An 18123-nucleotide genomic window follows, 5' to 3' on the forward strand; every position below is an offset into this window, starting at 1 on the left:
AGGAGTTCTCCCACCGGGCGCCCGATTCGCTCGCTGCCGCACCTGGTGGACCCCACACACCGAGTGAAACGCAGCAAATGCAGAAAGCCGCGGCCGCAGCACCGGCATTCCGGCCCGCCGCTGCCCCGATACCCGTCACGGAACCCCTGTCACGGCTCGGGAGGGTGCAGTTTGCGGGCGGCGTCGTGCCGGGTGTGGACGCCTAGCTTGGCCAGCACCGCGCCCACGTGGTGCCCGGCGGTCTTGGGCGTGATGTAGAGGCGCGCGGCGATCTCGGCGTCCGACAGGCCCTCGTTCAGCAGCTTGAGGACGTCCAGCTCCCGGTTGGTCAGCCCGTACGGGTTGGCCCGGGTGGCCGCCCGTGCGCCGCGCCGGACGGGGCGGACCCCCCGGGCGCGCATCACGGCGCGGGTGCGTGCCACGGCCGGCCGGGCGTCCAGGGCCTCGAAGGCGGCCCGGGCCTCGCGCAGCGCGGCTGCGTCGCCGGACAGGCGGGCCAGCGCCGCGTCGTACGGGCAGCCGAGCCCGTCCCAGCGGGCCGCGGCGCCGGCCCAGTCGCCGGTCAGCTCCAGCGCGTAGGGTTCGGCGGCCGGCACCTGCGGGGGTGTCCCGCCGGCGCGGCGGATCCAGCAGGCCAGCGGGCCGGACAGCCAGGGGTGCGTACGCTCCGCCAACGCGGCCAGCCCGCGGCGTGCCTCCGTCTGTACCAGCTCCTGGTCACCGGCCAGCCAGGCCGCCTCGACCCGGGCCTCCCACCCCAGACCCGTGTCCAGCAGGCAGCCCGCGTCGACCAGGCCCGCCGCCTGGTCCAGCAGCGGCCACACCTGGTCCTCGCCCTGACGCGCCCGCACCAGGCCCAGGACGGTCAGGGCCAGCGCCTCGCCGACCGGTGGTGAGCCGGGGTGGGACACGACCTCCTGCGCGGTGTCGGCGGCCTCGGTCCACAGGCCCCGGTTCAGCAGTCCCCAGCTGTCCCAGGCCCTCGCGCACAGCAGGTGGGGCAGCAGGTCGTGATCGAGGAAGTAGGCTTCCGCCCGGCTCGCGGCCGCGGTGATCCGGTCGGCGTCATGCTGCAACGCGGCGAGCCAGCACAGGGTGAGCGCCAGGAAGCCCGCGTCCACCGGCAGATCCCGCGCCATCGCGCGGGACACCGCCCGCTCGCAGTCCTCCCACCCCGCCCCTTCGCTCAGCATGCGTGCCGCCGCGGCATAGAAGTGCGCCTGGTCGGCCACCCCCGCGTCGCCGAAACGCTCGCCCAGAGCGGCCGCCTTCTCGGCGTAGGCGGCGGCCACCGCGACCCCTTCATGCTCGTGACAGGCCAACTGGCAGAGGTTCAGGTACGCCCACGCCAACTCCCGGCCCGGTCGCAGCCCTTCGAGTACCCGCACTGCCTCCAGGCCGGTCTGCCTGGCCTCGGCGGTGCGCCCGGCCGGCCACAGCCAGCACGACAGCCGGCGCAGGTCCTCCCCCTCGCCCAGCCGGTCACCCAGTGCCCGGCGCAGCCGCACCGCCGTACGGCGGGACGCCACCCCCTCATCGAGTCGGCTGGACAGCAGACAGGCCTGCGAGTGGCCCTCCAGCAGGGAGGTCTGCTGGTCGGTCGGCAGGTCGTCGGCGTACCGCAGGGCGCGGGCGTACTGGGCGGCCGCTTCCCGGTGCGCGCCCGACGCGGCGGCGTGGGCGGCTGCCGCGGGCGCGTACTCCAGCACGGCGGCCGCGTCCTCGGCGCCCTCGGAATGATCGGCCAGCAGCGCCAGGTCGTCCGCCGCGACCGGCCCGGACCGCATCAACGCCAGTGCCTGCCGGTGCACTCGCAGCCGGTGGGCGGCGGGTACGGCCTCCAGGACCGCCTGCCGGGTCAGCTCATGGCGGAACTCGGCCGTTCGCCCCTCGGTGCGTACGATGCCGCAGGCCACGGCCTCGTCGAGAGCCTCCTCCGGGGCCGGCAGGACGCCGGCCAGCAGCGGCAGCGAGACCCGGCGGCCGAGGACGGCCAGCACGTCGACCACCTGGCGCGCCGAGGCCGACAGGCCGGCCAGGCGGCCCGCGACGGCCTCGCGCACCGTGGCCGGGACGGGCTCGGCGGGGTCGGCCAGGACCGAGGTGACGATGAAGGGGTTTCCGGCGGAGACGCGGTACACCTGCTCGGCGTCCACGGCGTGTCCGGCGGCCAGTCGGGCCACGGCCCGGCGGCTCAGGGGGAGCAGGTCGTGGCGGTACACCCACGGATAACCGGCCAGGGTGCCGAGGAGGGCGGTCAGGTCGTGGGTCCGGCCGATCTCGTCGTCGCGGTAGGTGACCGCCACCAGCGCCGGAACGCTGGGCAGGCGCCGGGTCAGATGGCGCAGCAGGTCCATCGTGGCCTCATCGGCCCAGTGGACGTCCTCCACGACCAGCAGGCTCGGATAGGAACTCAGGTCGGCGAGCAGGCAGTCGAAGAGCTCGTCGGAACGGCAGGTACCGGCCAGCGCCCCGGTCAGGGCGGTGCGCGCCGCGGCACCCAAATTCGGGGCCAGGTCCATCAGGGGGCCCAACGGGCGGGGAGTGGCCAGCGGATCACAGGCGCCCGACAACACCCGGACGTGGGGATCGGCCAGCCGGGCCAGCCGGTGAACAACGGCGGTCTTGCCGATGCCGGTCTCGCCACGCACAAGGGCCAGGCGTCCCGGGCCGCTCACTGCCACTTTCAGGTGGCCGGTGAGGTCCTGGAGAACGGCCTCTCGCTCTAGCAGGTCCATCACAGTCAGTTTCTCTCCGTGGCCGGAGCCGCGCAAAAGATCCAGCCCGATCCCAGCAGGTAGGCCGTCGGGGCGGTAATGCCCGGGTTCCGGGCCGGGACCTGGGGTGTGCCCGGGGTGGAACTTGGGGTGTTCGCCCGATGCGCCGCCCAGGACGGCGGCGCATGCTGGTCGAGGAGTTCCAAACCCGGGCTCCCCCGCGCCTCCGAGAAAAGACTGTGGCGGTCCGCCGCGTCCTGATGTCCCGGAGTTGAGGCGGCTTGAGCCCCAGGGCTACGGAGGACGCCCTCCGTAATCGAATCGGGGCCGCGAACCGGCTGGTCCCGATAGTCCCCGGAAAGGAATCATCATGCAGAACTTCGCGAAGCGTGCGGCGCTGGTGACGGCATCGGCTGCCCTGGCTGCTGGGGGTGCCCTCACGCCCTCCTCCGCATTCGCCACCCCGGCGCCCACAGGAACTCAGGCGACGACGCCGGACCAGCCGTGCCAGAAGAAGAACTGCAAGATCAACCGTAATGCTCAGGGTCGTAATACCCAGGGCGGGGTCCAGGGCAGCGGTAGGGGGAACACGCAGGGCGGGGTCCAGGGCAGCGGTAGGGGGAACACCCAGGGTGGCGTCCAGGGTGGCGGCACTGGTAACACCCAGGGCGGTGTGCAGGGTGGCGGCACTGGCAACACCCAGGGCGGTGTCCAGGGTGGCGGCACCGGTAACACCCAGGGCGGAGTCCAGGGTGGCGGCACCGGTAACACCCAGGGCGGAGTCCAGGGTGGCGGCACCGGTAACACCCAGGGCGGAGTCCAGGGTGGCGGCACTGGCAACACCCAGGGCGGTGTGCAGGGCGGCACCGGCAACACCCAGGGCGGAGTCCAGGGTGGCGGCACTGGCAACACCCAGGGCGGTGTCCAGGGTGGCGGCACTGGCAACACCCAGGGCGGTGTCCAGGGTGGCGGCACTGGCAACACCCAGGGCGGTGTCCAGGGTGGCGGCACTGGCAACACCCAGGGCGGCGTCCAGGGCAGCGGTCGGGGCAACACCCAGGGCGGTGTGCAGGGTGGCACTGGCAACACCCAGGGCGGTGTGCAGGGTGGCGGCACCGGGAACACCCAGGGCGGTGTGCAGGGTGGCGGCACCGGGAACACCCAGGGCGGTGTGCAGGGCAGCGGTCGGGGCAACACCCAGGGCGGCGTCCAGGGTGGCGGCACTGGCAATACCCAGGGCGGAGTCCAGGGTGGCGGCACTGGCAATACCCAGGGCGGTGTGCAGGGTGGCGGCACCGGGAACACCCAGGGCGGTGTCCAGGGTGGCGGCACCGGGAACACCCAGGGCGGTGTCCAGGGTGGCGGCACCGGCAACACCCAGGGCGGTGTCCAGGGTTAATCGATAGACCGAGTTCATCACCCCGCGGAGGAAACCTCTGCGGGGTGATGCCGTGTTCACCCCATGCCGATCGCCCGGCATGCACTCTGTACGGGTGACATCGCCTGTGTCGCTGTAGTAACGCAGTGAGAGGTTGCGGCTAATTTGGCCCGCAAGAAGTCCTCTCTGCTGTCTACCGCAAGAAAGGCCTACCGTGAAGCGGGTCGGAATCTACGCATCCCTGTCTTGTGCCGCTGCCATGGCGCTGACAGGCGCAACGGCAAGCCAGGCTTCCGCGGAAAACCGCCACTATGCGGGATACCCCGCAGAAGTCACTGTTGTTTTCAACCATGGGTATTACGGCAACGTCTTCAACACCCAGGGCGGCAAGGGGAACACCCAGGGCGGTGTGCAGGGCGGCACCGGCAACACCCAGGGCGGCACGCTGATCGGCAAGGGGAACACCCAGGGCGGTGTCCAGGGCGCCGGCAATGGCAACACCCAGGGTGGGACGCAGGGCGGCACCGACAACATCCAGGGCGGCACACAGAGCGGCACCAACAACAACCAGGGCGGCATCACCCAAGGCGCCGAGGACGCGGCGAAAAAGATCAGTTCGCGCACATTCGAATTGATCAATGACGGCCTGAACGGATGACGAGGCCGCTGCCGCGGCGAACGAGGCCCACTGTGCTGCGGAGATGTCCGGCATCACCGCACGCAGTGGGCCTCGTCGCTTTCGTGTCGCGCCCTGGCTCGCGTAGTTGCCGATGAACCGGAATGCGAGAGGGGCTCCCGGCACAGTGCCGGGAGCCCCTCTCATACGTACGCCTTATACGTACGCGGAATTTGTGCGAACCGGAGTCAGAACGTTCCCAGCTTCACGATCGACAGCAGCGCGATCAACTGGATCGCGGACGCGCCCAGCGCCTTCGGCCAGGGCAGGTCGTGGGAGCGGGAGACCATCAGGGTGAGCAGGGCGCCCGCGCCGAGCCAGGTGATCCAGCCGATGACCTGCACGAAGCTCGCGTCACCGCCGAAGAACATGGCGAAGACCAGGCGCGGGGCGTCCGTCAGCGACATGATCAGCATCGACAGGCCGACCGTCGGCTGCCAGGCGCCGTCACCGCCGAGCTGGCGGGCCAGCGTGTGCGTGACCACCCCCAGGATGAACGCGCTCAGCACCATCGCCACGGCCGAGATCAGCACGATCGGCACCGCGTTGGTGAACGTCGCGCCGATCACGTCCGCGCGGGCGCCGTCGAAGCCGAACACCGCGAGCAGGCCGTAGAGGAACGTCACGATCAGGGCGGGGCCCCACATCGTGTAGTCCCGCATGCGGAGGAAGGTCGGGTTGGGGTTGAGGACGACCCCCTTCAGCAGTTCCTTCCAGTGCAGCGGCGGGCCGGACGGGCCGGGGGGCTGCGCCGAGCCCGCGTGGTAGGTCTCGCCGTGGGAGTAGGCGGACGCCTCGTCGATGGAGAACGCCTGGGTGTGGCCCGGCTGGTTCGCCGCGTACGGGTCGTGCCCGCCGTGCCCGCCGTGGCCGGGGTCGCCGAAGTACTCCGGTCCGTCGTTCACCGGCCCCGGATACCCGTACTGGCTCCCCTGCGGGTGCCCCGTACGGCCCTGCGGGTAGCCGTAGGCGGGCCCCCGCTGCCCGTGGTGCGGGGCCTGGCCGCCGTACGACGGGCCCTGGGGTGCGTGCGCCTGCTGTCCTTGCGCGGTGCGGTTGTCCCGGTCCCCGCGTCCCATCCTGAATCCAGCCACCCGTCGAACGTACCTGCTCCCGGCCGCCCGCGTGCCGGGCCCGGGGGGTCGGGCCCGGCATTGCGGCCATCCTGTGACATCCCCTAAGGGACCGTCAGGGGCGGATCAGGGGCTCAGCCGTTCAGGGCCGTCCCGAAGCGCGGGCTGCCTGTGGTGCCGACGCCGGTGGCCGCCGGGCCGAAGGAGAGGGCGCCCGCGGTGACGGGGCCGCCCGCCGAGCCGCGCAGTGACCAGACCGCGCCGTCGCCCGCGTCCTCGCCGGGGGCCGCGACGGTCAGTTCCGCGCGCCGGTCACCGGAGTGGTCGGCGAGCAGGACACGGGCGCCGAACCGGTCGCCCTTCTCCGAGGTGCCGGGGACGCCCGAGGTGTTCTGCCCGAACCACGCGGCCTGCCGGGTGGTGAGCCCCGAGGCACTGCCCCGGAGCAGGGTGACTGCGCCGGCGCCCGCGTCCTCGCCGGGCGCGCCGACGGCCAGGTCCATGAACCCGTCCCCGTCGACGTCGCCCAGCGAGACACTGCCGCCGAACGCGTCGCCCGTCTCGGCCCCGCCCGGCACGCCCGGAGTGTCCTGGTCGAGCACCAGCGGCTCGCGCGAGGTGTCCTTGCCGGCCGGGCCGCCGTAGACGACGGTGACCCTGCCGCCCTTTGCCCCGGCCGGGTCGGCGGACCGCTCGGCGGGGTTGCCGACGACGATGTCGGCGTACCCGTCCTTGTCGATGTCGCCGATCGCCGAGACCGTGCCGGCGGGCAGGCCTTGGAGCCAGTCGCTGTAGTTGCCGATGGAGGGGTCGACGACGAGGTCGGTGACCGAGCCCCCCGCGCCCGGCTTCCTGCCGTGCACCACCAGGCTGGTGGACCAGGCGGCGGAGACGTTCCCCACGCTCATGGACGTGACGCCGTACGAGGGGGAGTAAGCATCGGTGACACCCGAGCCGGAGGCACCCTGCCAGGCGCCGGACCTGGTGACCGGGCCATTGAGGAAGGACAGGCCGAGGGACCCGGTGGAGCCGATCGCCACGTCGAGGTCGCCGTCGTGGTCGAGGTCGCCGACGGCCAGCGACTGCCCGTAGCGGTCCTTGTCCTCGTGCCAGTAGTCGATGACCCCGCGGGCTCCGGACAGGCCGTTCCGGCCGCCCCAGACGACGACCACCATGCCGTCGTTGGTGTCGCCGTCCACGTCCTCGCCGGGCGCGCCGACCAGCAGGTCGGCGTAACCGTCCTTGTTCAGGTCGGCGCTCGCCACGGCGGTGCCGAAGGCGTCGCCGGCCTCGGCGGCGCCCGGCACTCCGGCGGTGTTCTGGGTGATCAGGGTGCGGGTGGCCGTCTTCAGCCCGGCGGAGCCGCCGTAGACGACCGAGACGGCACCTGCCTCGGACCGGCCGCCCACGGTGGCGTCGGGGGCGCCGACCGCGAGATCGATACGGCCGTCGCCGTTGAAGTCGTACGGGGCGGCAGCCGGGGCCGCGTGGGCGGGCACGCTCAGCGCGAGCGGGGCGACGAGCCCGGTGAGAGCGAGGGCGAGGACGCGCGTACGCATGAAGTGTCCTTGGGAGGCCGGAGTCGGGTGCGGATCACGGGGCGATGGCCCAGGCGAAGTCGCCCGTGCCGGTCAGGGCGACGTCGCGGGCGGCGATGAACTTGGCAGAGCCGGTGGTCAGGCCGGATGCCGAGCCCCGCAGGACGGTGACGGCGCCGTGGCCGTCCTCCCCGCCCGCCCCGGTCACCAGGTCGGCCTTGCCGTCCCGGTTGATGTCGGGCAGACGGACCGACTGGCCGAACTGGTCCCCGGTCTCCGAGCCGCCGGGTACGCCCTTCGAGTCCTGCGTCCAGCCCTGGGCGCCCTTCGTGGTCAGGCCCGAGGCGGAGCCGAACAGGATGGTCACCGACCCGGCCCCGAGGGCCTTGCCGAGGGCCTCGCCCGGCGCGCCCACCGCGACGTCGGCGTAGCCGTCGCCGTTGATGTCACCGGTGCCGACCGAGGAGCCGAACGCGTCGTCGGACTCGCCCGTGCCGGGTACGCCGGCGGTGTCCTGGTGGATCACGGTCGGGGTCTGCGCGGGGTCCGGGCCTGCCGGGCCGCCGTACCAGACGGTGATCTGTCCGCCCTTGTGACCGGACTTCTTGATCCCGGTGGGGTCGGAGGCGTCGCCGAGCACCACGTCGCCGTAGCCGTCGCCGTTGATGTCGGCCACCGAGCCGGCCAGACCGTCCGCCTTCGGCAGGCGCTTCATGGCGTGCTTCGTACCGGTCCAGGTGTAGTAGATGATGTCGCCGCCCTCGTCACCGTCGACGAGGAAGGGGTAGAAGCGCTCGGCCGCGCCGTCGTGGTTGAGGTCCCCCGCGAACGTCTCGGTCGTGCTGCCCAGTTCGCCGACGCCGCTGTTGGTCAGCGGGGTGCCCGAGCGGGTGAAGGGGCCCCTGTACAGCCGGGTCTGGGTCCGGCCGGTGAGGGTCAGGTCGAGCTTGTGGTCCCCGTCGAAGTCGGCGATCGCGATGCCCCGGCCGAAGTCGCTCCACTCGGGCAGGGAGGCCGGCTGGGGCACCAGGGCACCGCCCGACAGGCCCGACCTCCCGCCCCACAGGATGGTCGCGCTGCCCACCTGGTCCCGGTCGCCGATGCTCTCGCTCGTGGCGCCCACGACGAGGTCGGAGTAGCCGTCGCCGTCCAGGTCACCCGCCGCCAGGCTCGCGCCGAAGAGGTCGCCCGTCTCGGCGGTGCCGGGGACACCGGCGGAGTTCTGGGTGATCACGCTGCGCCTGGCGGCGGAGACCCCCGAGGAGGAGCCGTAGAGCACGACCACCGTGCCCGCCTGCTGGGCCCTGCCGACGTCGTGGCCGGCGGCGGTGAGGGCGATGTCCAGGTACCCGTCACCGTTGAAGTCGCCGGACAGCCGGGACGGCGCGGCGCCGGCCGGGGTGGCGGGCAGGGCGGTGAGCAGGCCGGTGGTCAGAGTGGCGGCCAGAAGGAGGACGCGCTTGCGCAAGGCGGGCTCCGAGCGGGAGTGGGCCGGGCCCGCACTGCTGCGCGCCCGGCCGGACGAGGGACCGCCGACGGCCCGCGGGGGCCGTCGGCGATCAGGAGACCCGCGATGAAAGGTAAAGGTTGTACGTGAGTTCGGTGAGTGGGCTCAGTTCGCGATGATGCTGCCGAACCAGGGCGTGCCGGTCGCGGAGACGCCCACGTTCTTGACGCCGATGAGGCGGGCGCCCGTCGTGGTGATCTTCGTGCCGTCGGAGGGCAGGTAGGTGAGGGCGCCGTCGCCGCCGTCCTCGTCGGAGCCGACCAGCAGGTCGGCCCGGCCGTCGCCGGTGACGTCGTCGAGCTTCACGTCGCTGCCGAAGTGGTCGCCGTTCTCGTCGCCGCCGGGGACGCCCGCGCTGTTCTGGGCGAAGGCCTGGGCGCGGGTGGTGGTGTTCACGCCGCTCGCGGAGCCGTACAGCACGGTGACCATGCCCGCCTCGGACACCTTGCCGAGGTCCTCGAAGACGCTGCTGATCACGAGGTCCTGGTAGCCGTCGCCGTTGATGTCGCCGAGGTCCAGCTCGCCGCCGAAGCCGTCGCCCTTCTCGGACCCGCCGGGGACGTTGCCGGTGTTCTGGTTGATCGCGGCGGTGCGGTCCGGCCCGGAGACCGATCCGTAGGTGATATTGACGCGGCCGCCCGTGGAGGCGTCCGGGACCGCGGTGCCGTCCTCCAGCTTGCCGGCGTCCCACATGGCGCCGCTGACGATGTCGCCGTAGCCGTCGCCGTTGATGTCGCCGATGCCGGTGATGATGCCGGACTTGAGCTTCTTCGCGGCGGCGGTGCTGAGACCGTTCGCGGTGCCGGGCAGCCAGTAGTTGGTGTTCCACCCGTAGCGGGTCTTGGTCTCGTAGCCGTCCACGACCAGGTCGGTGCGGCCGTCACCGTTGACATCGCCCGCGGTCAGGTTCAGCGGGCCGAAGGGGTACGTGTCGTCGCCGGACTGGATCGGCGGGTTGAGGGTGGTGCGGCTCGTGGCGGTGCCGGTGGAGCTGAAGCCGCCCTTGTAGAGGTACAGCGTGGAGGTCGACGCGCTCACGACGAGGTCGGTGCGCCCGTCGCCGTCGTAGTCGCCGGCCGCCAAGAGGTGGCCCCAGTAGTCGTGGGAGGACTGCGCCGGGTCGAGGAGTTCGGCGCTCTTGCCGGTCAGCCCGTTCGCGGAGCCCCAGAGCAGCGCGACGGCACCGGCGTTGGTGTCGCTGCCGAGCTTCTCGTGCGGGACGCCGACGGCGAGGTCGTCGTAGCCGTCGCCGTTGAAGTCGCCGTAGGCCAGCGCGCCGCCGAAGGCGTCGCCCACCTCGGCGCCGCCGGGGACGCCGGGGGTGTCCTGGCTGAGGGTGGTGCGCTTGGCGCCGGAGACGCCGGTCCTGGTGCCGTACAGGACGACGACCTGGCCGGCGCCCTTGCGGCCGTTCACGTAGGAGGCGGAGGCAGAGGTGGCGAGGTCGCCGATGCCGTCGCCGTTGAAGTCGGCCTTGGCCACGGTGGTGGAGTCGGCGGCCGTGGCGGGGGCGGCGGTGAGGCTGAGCAGTCCGCCGGTGAGGGCGGCGGCGGTGACCGTCGCCAGGGCGATTCTGTGGTGCGCGCGCATGGGATTCTCCTGCGGCGTACGGGGATGCCGGGAGCGGCGTCCGCGAGTCGGTGTGGGGCCGACAGCCCGCGTGGGCCCTGGTCGCCCAGGGGGCCGCGAAGCGGTTGGCGATCATCAGACCGACACTGGCGGGGAACGGTTGTGCGGCTTCCCGAAAATTGAGCGTAGAAGATCAATGAAGCTATCAAGCTACGCACATGAGCCTGACCTGCGGAACGTTGGACTTGCTTTCCTCGCTCGAGCGAGGCTACGTCGACCGTGACGGGCTGCTGGCGGTCATTCTCGCAGGTCAGCGCGGTGATGGGTAAAGCCGTTCCGTCACCCCGGTCGCCCGCGCCGACGTGCTACCCATCTCTGGAAGCGCAACGGCTTCCAGGGCTCTGCACGGCTGTCGGCGGCCACGAGAAAGCCCCGCCCGGATTCCCGCCAGGGCGCCCGAACGGGGCTCAGAGGGGCGCTCAGGCGCCTACGTGGCTGGTGCCTCCGCCCAGTGCACGGCCACCCGCTCCGCCGTGTTCGCGTTCCGGCCCCTGCCTACGCTGCGTGCCACGCTCACGCGGTCAACGAACAGCGCAAGGAACCCCCGCCGTTCAGACAGGTCCCAACCGGCCCACGTCGACTCCGGGCCAAGCGGGTCCCCCTCCGGTGCAGTCCACTCTGACGGGACAGCTACCGTGCCGGCCTCAGCGGTTCCCAGCTCTTCCACGCGGGCGGCCGTACGTTCCTCATGGGCTGACAGCCGTTCCACTGATTCACGGAACATCCGGTCACCCACGGCACCCGCGTACAAGCCTGCCTGCCGGTCGACATACAGCGTGCGAAGCGCTTCTCGTACGTGCTCCAACTCGACCCGAGCGGCTGCTAGTTCGGCCTGTCGCTCGCCCGTGTCGGCTTGCGCTGCAAACCGGCGTGCGGCCTCAGCGAGCCATTCGAGATCTTCGGGGTCTTCGGGGTCCAGCGCAGTCAGGCGCGACCACACGGTACGGGCCACCACGTCATCAGCTGCGTCCATGTTGATGGCCAGACCACCGTGTCCCGGCACAGCGCCGGACTGGGCCCGGTTGCAGCGATAGAGCGGCTTGCCGTTGCGCTTGTCCGTGACCATGGAGCTACCGCAGACCTCGCAGAACAGCATCCCGGCGGAACCGAGCAGGGATGGCACGGAACGGCCACCCTGGCGAACCCCCTGGGGCGTACGGCCATCGAGTACGTCCTGAAGCCGCCACCAGTCATCGGCGGGAACGATGCCCTCATGCGCCACCAGCGGGGCCCCTGAGTCGTCGCGCAGAATGACGCGCTTGGTCCCCTGACGTTCGGCGGCGTAGCCGGCAAGGCGCGGGTCACGGAGGATGCGGAGCACAGTGGACGACACCCACGTCGTACGCTCCAGCGGCTGGCTTACGCCTCGGGCCCGGCGTGCGATCACACGCGCTGACATGTCCGCTGCCTTGGTCGGTACGCCCTCGGTGTTCAGCTTGCGAGCTATGGCCGATGCGGTCATGCCGCCCAGTGCCCAGGACACCATGTCGCGCACGTACGGGGCCTCAGCGGGATGGGGGACCAGCCTGACCACCACCAGTTCCCCGCGCGGCTCACGCGTCGACTGGAAGCCGTACGGGGCCATGCCGGACACGTGGCTACCCGCTGCCCTCAGCGTCACTTTCGTCGCCGTGATGTACGCCGACTTCATGTCGGACTCTTGCTGGGCCAGCGCGGCGATGAGGCCGAAGATCGCGACGCCCATCGGGGTGGACGTGTCCAGGTACGGCTCTTCCACGCTGACGAGCAGCACGCCGTGTTTGGCCAACTCCTCATTGATCAGCATGGCCTCAAGGGCACCCTGTCGAGTGAGGCGGGACAGCGAGAACACGACCACTGCGTCTACGTGCCCGGCGCGAACGGCGGACATCATCTCCTCGAACTCCGGCCGGACAACCTTGGGGTCCCAGCCGGATTTACCGACGTCGGCGAAGTGGCCCGCGTTGTCCCAGCCTTTGGCCGTGATCAGCGCCTCGCACTTGGTCCGCTGCGCTTCGGGGGACGACGCGGAGTCGTCCTCACGCTTCCTTGACTGTCGGATGTAGGACACTGCGCGCACATGGTCCAGATTAGGGGTCCAATCGGAGCCCCGTTTGACGAGAGGTGTCATGTGCCTAGCGTAGTAAAAATCAACGTGCTGACCGTTCCTGACGACCAGCGGGAGGTGCTGGAGAAGCGGTTCGCCTCGCGGGCGCACACCGTGGAGAGCTCGGACGGGTTCGAGTGGTTCGAGCTGCTGCGACCGGTGGAGGGCACCGACCAGTACCTCGTCTACACCCGCTGGCGCGACGACGCGGCCTTCCAGGCGTGGATGGAGGGCCCCATGAAGGCCGCCCACCAGGGCACGGGCGGTGGTGAGGGCGAGAAGCAGCGGCCCGCCGCGGCCGGCTCCACCCTGTGGTCCTTCGAGGTCGTCCAGCAGGCGTCCCCGAAGTAACTCCCCCGCGTAACCCCTACGGGTACGACGGCGCCCCCCGGCCTCGTGGACCGGGGGGCGCCGTCGTGTGCGAAGCGGTGCGCTACTTGACCGGCTCGGGCTCCGGCTCGGTGGCGGGCTCGTCGTCCGCGGGGTCCGCCGGGGTCCTGACGGAGTCCAGCAGGAGCTGGGCCACGTCCACGACCTGGATGGACTCCTTCGCCTTGCCGTCGTTCTTCTTGCCGTTGACCGAGTCGGTCAGCATGACCAGGCAGAACGGGCAGGCGGTGGAGACGATGTCGGGGTTGAGGGAGAGGGCCTCGTCGACGCGCTCGTTGTTGATGCGCTTGCCGATCCGCTCCTCCATCCACATCCGCGCGCCACCGGCGCCACAGCAGAAGCCGCGCTCCTTGTGGCGGTGCATCTCCTCGTTCCTGAGGCCCGGCACCTTGCCGATGATCTCGCGCGGAGGCGTGTAGATCTTGTTGTGCCGGCCCAGGTAGCAGGGGTCGTGGTACGTGATGATGCCCTCGACCGGGGTGACGGGGATCAGCTTGCCCTCGTCCACCAGGTGCTGGAGCAGCTGGGTGTGGTGGATGACCTCGTAGTCGCCGCCGAGCTGCGGGTACTCGTTGCCGAGCGTGTTGAGGCAGTGCGGGCAGGTGGCGACGATCTTCTTGGCCGACTTGGGCTTCGCCGACTCGGGCACCACCTTGCCGTCGTCGTCCATCTCCTCGCCGAAGGCGGCGTTGAGGGACATGACGTTCTCCATGCCGAGCTCCTGGAACAGGGGCTCGTTGCCGAGGCGGCGGGCGGAGTCACCGGTGCACTTCTCGTCGCCGCCCATGATGGCGAACTTGACGCCCGCGATGTGCAGCAGCTCGGCGAACGCCTTGGTCGTCTTCTTGGCGCGGTCCTCCAGGGCACCGGCACAGCCGACCCAGTAGAGGTACTCGACCTCGGAGAGGTCCTCGATGTCCTTGCCGACGACCGGGACCTCGAAGTCGACCTCCTTGGTCCACTCGAGGCGCTGCTTCTTGGCCAGGCCCCAGGGGTTGCCCTTCTTCTCCAGGTTCTTGAGCATCGTGCCCGCCTCGGACGGGAACGCGGACTCGATCATCACCTGGTAGCGGCGCATGTCGACGATGTGGTCGACGTGCTCGATGTCCACCGGGCACTGCTCGACACAGGCGCCGCAGGTGGTGCAGGACCACAGCACGTCCGGGTCGATGACGCCGTTCTCCTCGGCGGTGCCGATGAGCGGGCGCTCGGCCTCGGCGAGGGCCGCGGCGGGCACGTTCGCGAGCTGCTCCTCGGACGCCTTCTCGTCGCCCTCCATGGTCTTGCCGCCACCCGCGAGCAGGTAGGGCGCCTTGGCGTGGGCGTGGTCCCGCAGCGACATGATCAGCAGCTTCGGGGAGAGCGGCTTGCCGGTGTTCCACGCGGGGCACTGCGACTGGCAGCGGCCGCACTCGGTGCAGGTGGAGAAGTCCAGCAGGCCCTTCCAGGAGAACTGCTCGACCTGGGAGACGCCGAAGACGTCGTCCTCACCGGGGTCGGTGAAGTCGATCGGCTTGCCGCCGGAGGTCATCGGCTGAAGGGCGCCGAGGGCCACACCGCCGTCCGCCTCCCGCTTGAACCAGATGTTCGGGAACGCGAGGAAGCGGTGCCAGGCCACACCCATGTTGGTGTTGAGCGAGACCACGATCATCCAGATGAACGAGGTCCCGATCTTGATCATGGCGACCAGGTAGACCAGGTTCTGCAGCGTGGTGACGCTCAGCGTCTTGAAGGCGAGGACCAGCGGGTACGAGGCGAAGTAGGCCGCCTCGTAGTGGTCCACGTGGTGCAGGGCGCCCTCGAGGCCGCGCAGGGTGTAGATCGCCAGGCCGATGGTGAGGATGACGTACTCGACGAAGTACGCCTGGCCGGCCTTGGAACCGGCGAAGCGGGACTTGCGGCCCGGGCGGCTGGGCAGGCTCAGCAGCCGGATGACCATGAGCACGGCGATGCCGAGCACGGTCATCACACCGATGAACTCGATGTACAGCTCGAAGGGCAGGAAGTCGCCGATGAAGGGCAGCGTCCAGTCGGCCTTGAAGAGCTGGCCGAACGCCTGGGCCAGGGTCGGCGGCAGCGTCAGGAAGCCCACGGCCACGAACCAGTGGGCCACACCGACGATGCCCCACTTGTTCATCCGGGTGTGGCCGAGGAACTCCCGCACCAGCGTCACGCTGCGCTGGTACGGGTTGTCGGTCCTGGTACCGGCGGGGACGGGCTGGCCCAGCTTGAAGTACCGGACGAACTGTCCGATGGCCCGGGCGAGCAGCGCGACACCGACCACGGTCAGGACCAGCGACACGATGATCGCGGCGAGTTGCATGAGGGGCTCCTGAGGCGGCCTCGAAATTACTAAGCGGTAACTTATGCAGTCCGTCTGAGACTACCCCCATCCTCCTGCGCGATGCAGCACGGCGCGGGGTGAGATGAGTCGCTGAGGGTTGCCTTCGCCGGGACGGGGGAACCCGCCCGGCCGGGCCCGACGCCGCCTTGCATATAAGCGCCATATAAGAGTTGAGCCCGGTCGGCTCATGTCTGTTGACCCAGTGGAGTCGGGGTGGCACACTTGAGCCATTCCCACTCAAGTCCTCTGGAGGAACCAACCATGGCACGTGCGGTCGGCATCGACCTGGGCACGACTAACTCCGTCGTCAGCGTTCTGGAGGGCGGCGAGCCCACCGTCATCACCAACGCCGAGGGTGCCCGGACCACGCCGTCCGTCGTCGCCTTCGCGAAGAACGGTGAGGTGCTCGTCGGCGAGGTCGCCAAGCGCCAGGCGGTCACGAACGTGGACCGGACCATCCGCTCGGTGAAGCGCCACATGGGCACCGACTGGAAGATCCAGCTCGACGGGAAGGACTTCAACCCGCAGCAGATCTCCGCGTTCATCCTGCAGAAGCTGAAGCGCGACGCCGAGTCCTACCTGGGCGAGAAGGTGACCGACGCGGTCATCACCGTCCCGGCGTACTTCAACGACTCCGAGCGCCAGGCGACCAAGGAGGCCGGTGAGATCGCGGGTCTGAACGTCCTGCGCATCGTCAACGAGCCGACCGCCGCCGCCCTCGCGTACGGCCTCGACAAGGACGACCAGACCATCCTGGTCTTCGACCTCGGTGGCGGCACCTTCGACGTGTCGCTGCTGGAGATCGGTGACGGCGTCGTCGAGGTGAAGGCCACCAACGGTGACAACCATCTCGGTGGTGACGACTGGGACCAGCGCGTCGTCGACTACCTGGTCCAGCAGTTCAAGGCCGGCCACGGCGTGGACCTCGCCAAGGACAAGATGGCTCTCCAGCGCCTCCGTGAGGCCGCCGAGAAGGCCAAGATCGAGCTGTCCTCCTCCACGGAGACCTCGATCAACCTGCCCTACATCACGGCGTCCGCCGAGGGCCCGCTGCACCTGGACGAGAAGCTCACCCGCGCCCAGTTCCAGCAGCTCACCGCCGACCTCCTGGAGCGCTGCAAGACGCCGTTCCACAACGTCATCAAGGACGCGGGCATCCAGCTCGGCGAGATCGACCACGTGGTCCTCGTGGGCGGTTCGACCCGTATGCCGGCCGTCGCCGAGCTGGTCAAGGAACTGACCGGCGGCAACGAGGCCAACAAGGGCGTCAACCCGGACGAGGTCGTCGCCATCGGCGCGGCCCTCCAGGCCGGTGTCCTCAAGGGCGAGGTCAAGGACGTCCTGCTCCTCGACGTCACCCCGCTGTCCCTCGGTATCGAGACCAAGGGCGGCATCATGACCAAGCTGATCGAGCGGAACACGACGATCCCGACCAAGCGGTCCGAGATCTTCACCACCGCCGAGGACAACCAGCCCTCCGTGCAGATCCAGGTCTACCAGGGCGAGCGCGAGATCGCGGCGTACAACAAGAAGCTCGGGATGTTCGAGCTGACCGGTCTGCCGCCGGCCCCGCGCGGTGTCCCGCAGATCGAGGTCGCCTTCGACATCGACGCCAACGGCATCATGCACGTGACCGCGAAGGACCTGGGCACGGGCAAGGAGCAGAAGATGACCGTCACCGGCGGCTCCTCGCTGCCGAAGGACGAGGTCGACCGCATGCGCCAGGAGGCGGAGAAGTACGCGGAGGAGGACCACGCCCGCCGCGAGGCCGCCGAGTCCCGCAACCAGGGCGAGCAGCTCGTCTACCAGACCGAGAAGTTCCTCAAGGACAACGAGGACAAGGTCCCGGGCGAGATCAAGACCGAGGTCGAGGCGGCTGTCGCCGAGCTGAAGGAGAAGCTCAAGGGCGAGGACAGCGCCGAGATCCGTACGGCCACCGAGAAGGTCGCGGCCGTCTCGCAGAAGCTCGGCCAGGCCATGTACGCCGACGCCCAGGGCGCCCAGGCCGCCGGCGGTCCGTCCGCCGACGCCGGTGAGGCCAAGGACGACGACGTCGTGGACGCCGAGATCGTCGACGACGAGCGCAAGGACGGTGCCGCGTGACGGAGGAGACCCCGGGCTTCGAGGAGAAGCCCGACGTCCCCTCCGGCGCGAACCCCGACGACGCCGAGCCGAAGGCCGCCTCCGAGCAGGAGGCGGCCCCGGCGGGGGACGCAAGTGCGGACGCCGGTCTGGTGGCGCAGCTGGACCAGGTGCGGACGGCGCTCGGTGAGCGCACGGCCGACCTCCAGCGGCTGCAGGCCGAGTACCAGAACTACCGCCGCCGCGTCGAGCGCGACCGCGTCGCGGTCAAGGAGATCGCCATCGCGAACCTCCTGACCGAGCTGCTGCCCGTGCTGGACGACATCGGCCGCGCGCGGGAGCACGGCGAACTGCTCGGCGGCTTCAAGTCGGTCGCCGAGTCGCTGGAGACCGTCGCGGCCAAGATGGGCCTCATGCAGTTCGGCAAGGAGGGCGAGCCCTTCGACCCGACGATCCACGAAGCCCTGATGCACTCCTACGCGCCCGACGTCACGGAGACGACGTGCGTGGCCATCCTCCAGCCCGGTTACCGCATCGGTGAGCGCACCATCCGCCCCGCGCGGGTGGCCGTCGCCGAGCCGCAGCCCGGCGCGCAGACCGTCAAGGCGGAGGAGGCCGAGGAGAGCGCGGCCGACGACAAGGAGAACGGTGGCCCGGAGGAGGGCTGACGTAATCACGGAAGTCATGCAGGTCCGGAAGGAGG

At 70.4% G+C, this 18123-nt stretch carries 12 protein-coding genes; 5 read left to right on the top strand and 7 right to left on the bottom strand.

The window, feature by feature from the left end; all coding sequences use genetic code 11:
* Positions 1–149: 149 nt before the first annotated feature.
* Positions 150–2738, bottom strand: coding sequence for an ATP-binding protein (locus tag E5082_RS33425; RefSeq protein WP_135791463.1), 2589 nt, complete (start codon positions 2736–2738; stop codon positions 150–152).
* Between the two features lie 349 nt (positions 2739–3087).
* Between E5082_RS33425 and E5082_RS32660 the strand changes: the two genes are divergently transcribed.
* Entirely contained in the window at positions 3088–4116 is a 1029-nt protein-coding gene (locus E5082_RS32660; protein ID WP_135791464.1) for a hypothetical protein, read from the top strand.
* 193 nt (positions 4117–4309) lie between these two features.
* Positions 4310–4753 (top strand): hypothetical protein, encoded by a 444-nt coding sequence (locus E5082_RS13410; RefSeq protein ID WP_135791465.1) that lies wholly within the window; start codon positions 4310–4312, stop codon positions 4751–4753.
* 206 nt (positions 4754–4959) lie between these two features.
* On the opposite strand, the gene E5082_RS13415 is transcribed toward E5082_RS13410, so the two are convergent.
* From E5082_RS13415 to E5082_RS13435, 5 genes are all read right to left on the bottom strand, one after another.
* Positions 4960–5865 (bottom strand): Yip1 family protein, encoded by a 906-nt coding sequence (locus E5082_RS13415; RefSeq protein ID WP_135791466.1) that lies wholly within the window; start codon positions 5863–5865, stop codon positions 4960–4962.
* Between the two features lie 113 nt (positions 5866–5978).
* Positions 5979–7403 carry an FG-GAP-like repeat-containing protein gene (locus E5082_RS13420; protein ID WP_135791467.1) on the bottom strand — a complete coding sequence of 475 codons (1425 nt, stop codon included), beginning with the start codon at positions 7401–7403 and terminating at the stop codon, positions 5979–5981.
* 34 nt (positions 7404–7437) lie between these two features.
* Complete coding sequence (locus tag E5082_RS13425; protein ID WP_135791468.1) at positions 7438–8850, bottom strand: FG-GAP-like repeat-containing protein; 1413 nt, start codon at positions 8848–8850, stop codon at positions 7438–7440.
* A gap of 144 nt (positions 8851–8994) precedes the next feature.
* Positions 8995–10479, bottom strand: coding sequence for an FG-GAP repeat domain-containing protein (locus E5082_RS13430; protein WP_135791469.1), 1485 nt, complete (start codon positions 10477–10479; stop codon positions 8995–8997).
* 466 nt (positions 10480–10945) lie between these two features.
* Entirely contained in the window at positions 10946–12628 is a 1683-nt protein-coding gene (locus E5082_RS13435) for a recombinase family protein (protein ID WP_135791470.1), read from the bottom strand.
* Between E5082_RS13435 and E5082_RS13440 the strand changes: the two genes are divergently transcribed.
* Complete coding sequence (locus E5082_RS13440; protein ID WP_135791471.1) at positions 12578–12955, top strand: antibiotic biosynthesis monooxygenase family protein; 378 nt, start codon at positions 12578–12580, stop codon at positions 12953–12955. The two genes, E5082_RS13435 and E5082_RS13440, sit on opposite strands and share 51 nt — an antisense overlap.
* A gap of 82 nt (positions 12956–13037) precedes the next feature.
* Here the strand turns inward: E5082_RS13440 and E5082_RS13445 are convergent, their stop codons facing one another.
* Positions 13038–15317 (bottom strand): (Fe-S)-binding protein, encoded by a 2280-nt coding sequence (locus E5082_RS13445; protein ID WP_135791472.1) that lies wholly within the window; start codon positions 15315–15317, stop codon positions 13038–13040.
* A 282-nt stretch (positions 15318–15599) separates the two neighbouring features.
* Between E5082_RS13445 and dnaK the strand changes: the two genes are divergently transcribed.
* Positions 15600–17441: a molecular chaperone DnaK gene (dnaK, locus tag E5082_RS13450; protein WP_135791473.1), complete on the top strand. Its 1842-nt coding sequence runs from the start codon at positions 15600–15602 to the stop codon at positions 17439–17441.
* A complete protein-coding gene (grpE, locus tag E5082_RS13455; protein ID WP_135791474.1) occupies positions 17438–18088 on the top strand; it encodes a nucleotide exchange factor GrpE in 651 nt (216 codons plus the stop codon). The genes dnaK and grpE overlap by 4 nt, the downstream gene beginning before the upstream one ends.
* Positions 18089–18123: the final 35 nt, after the last annotated feature.

The sequence above is a fragment of the Streptomyces griseoluteus genome, assembly GCF_004784465.1.
Classification (GTDB): domain Bacteria; phylum Actinomycetota; class Actinomycetes; order Streptomycetales; family Streptomycetaceae; genus Streptomyces; species Streptomyces griseoluteus.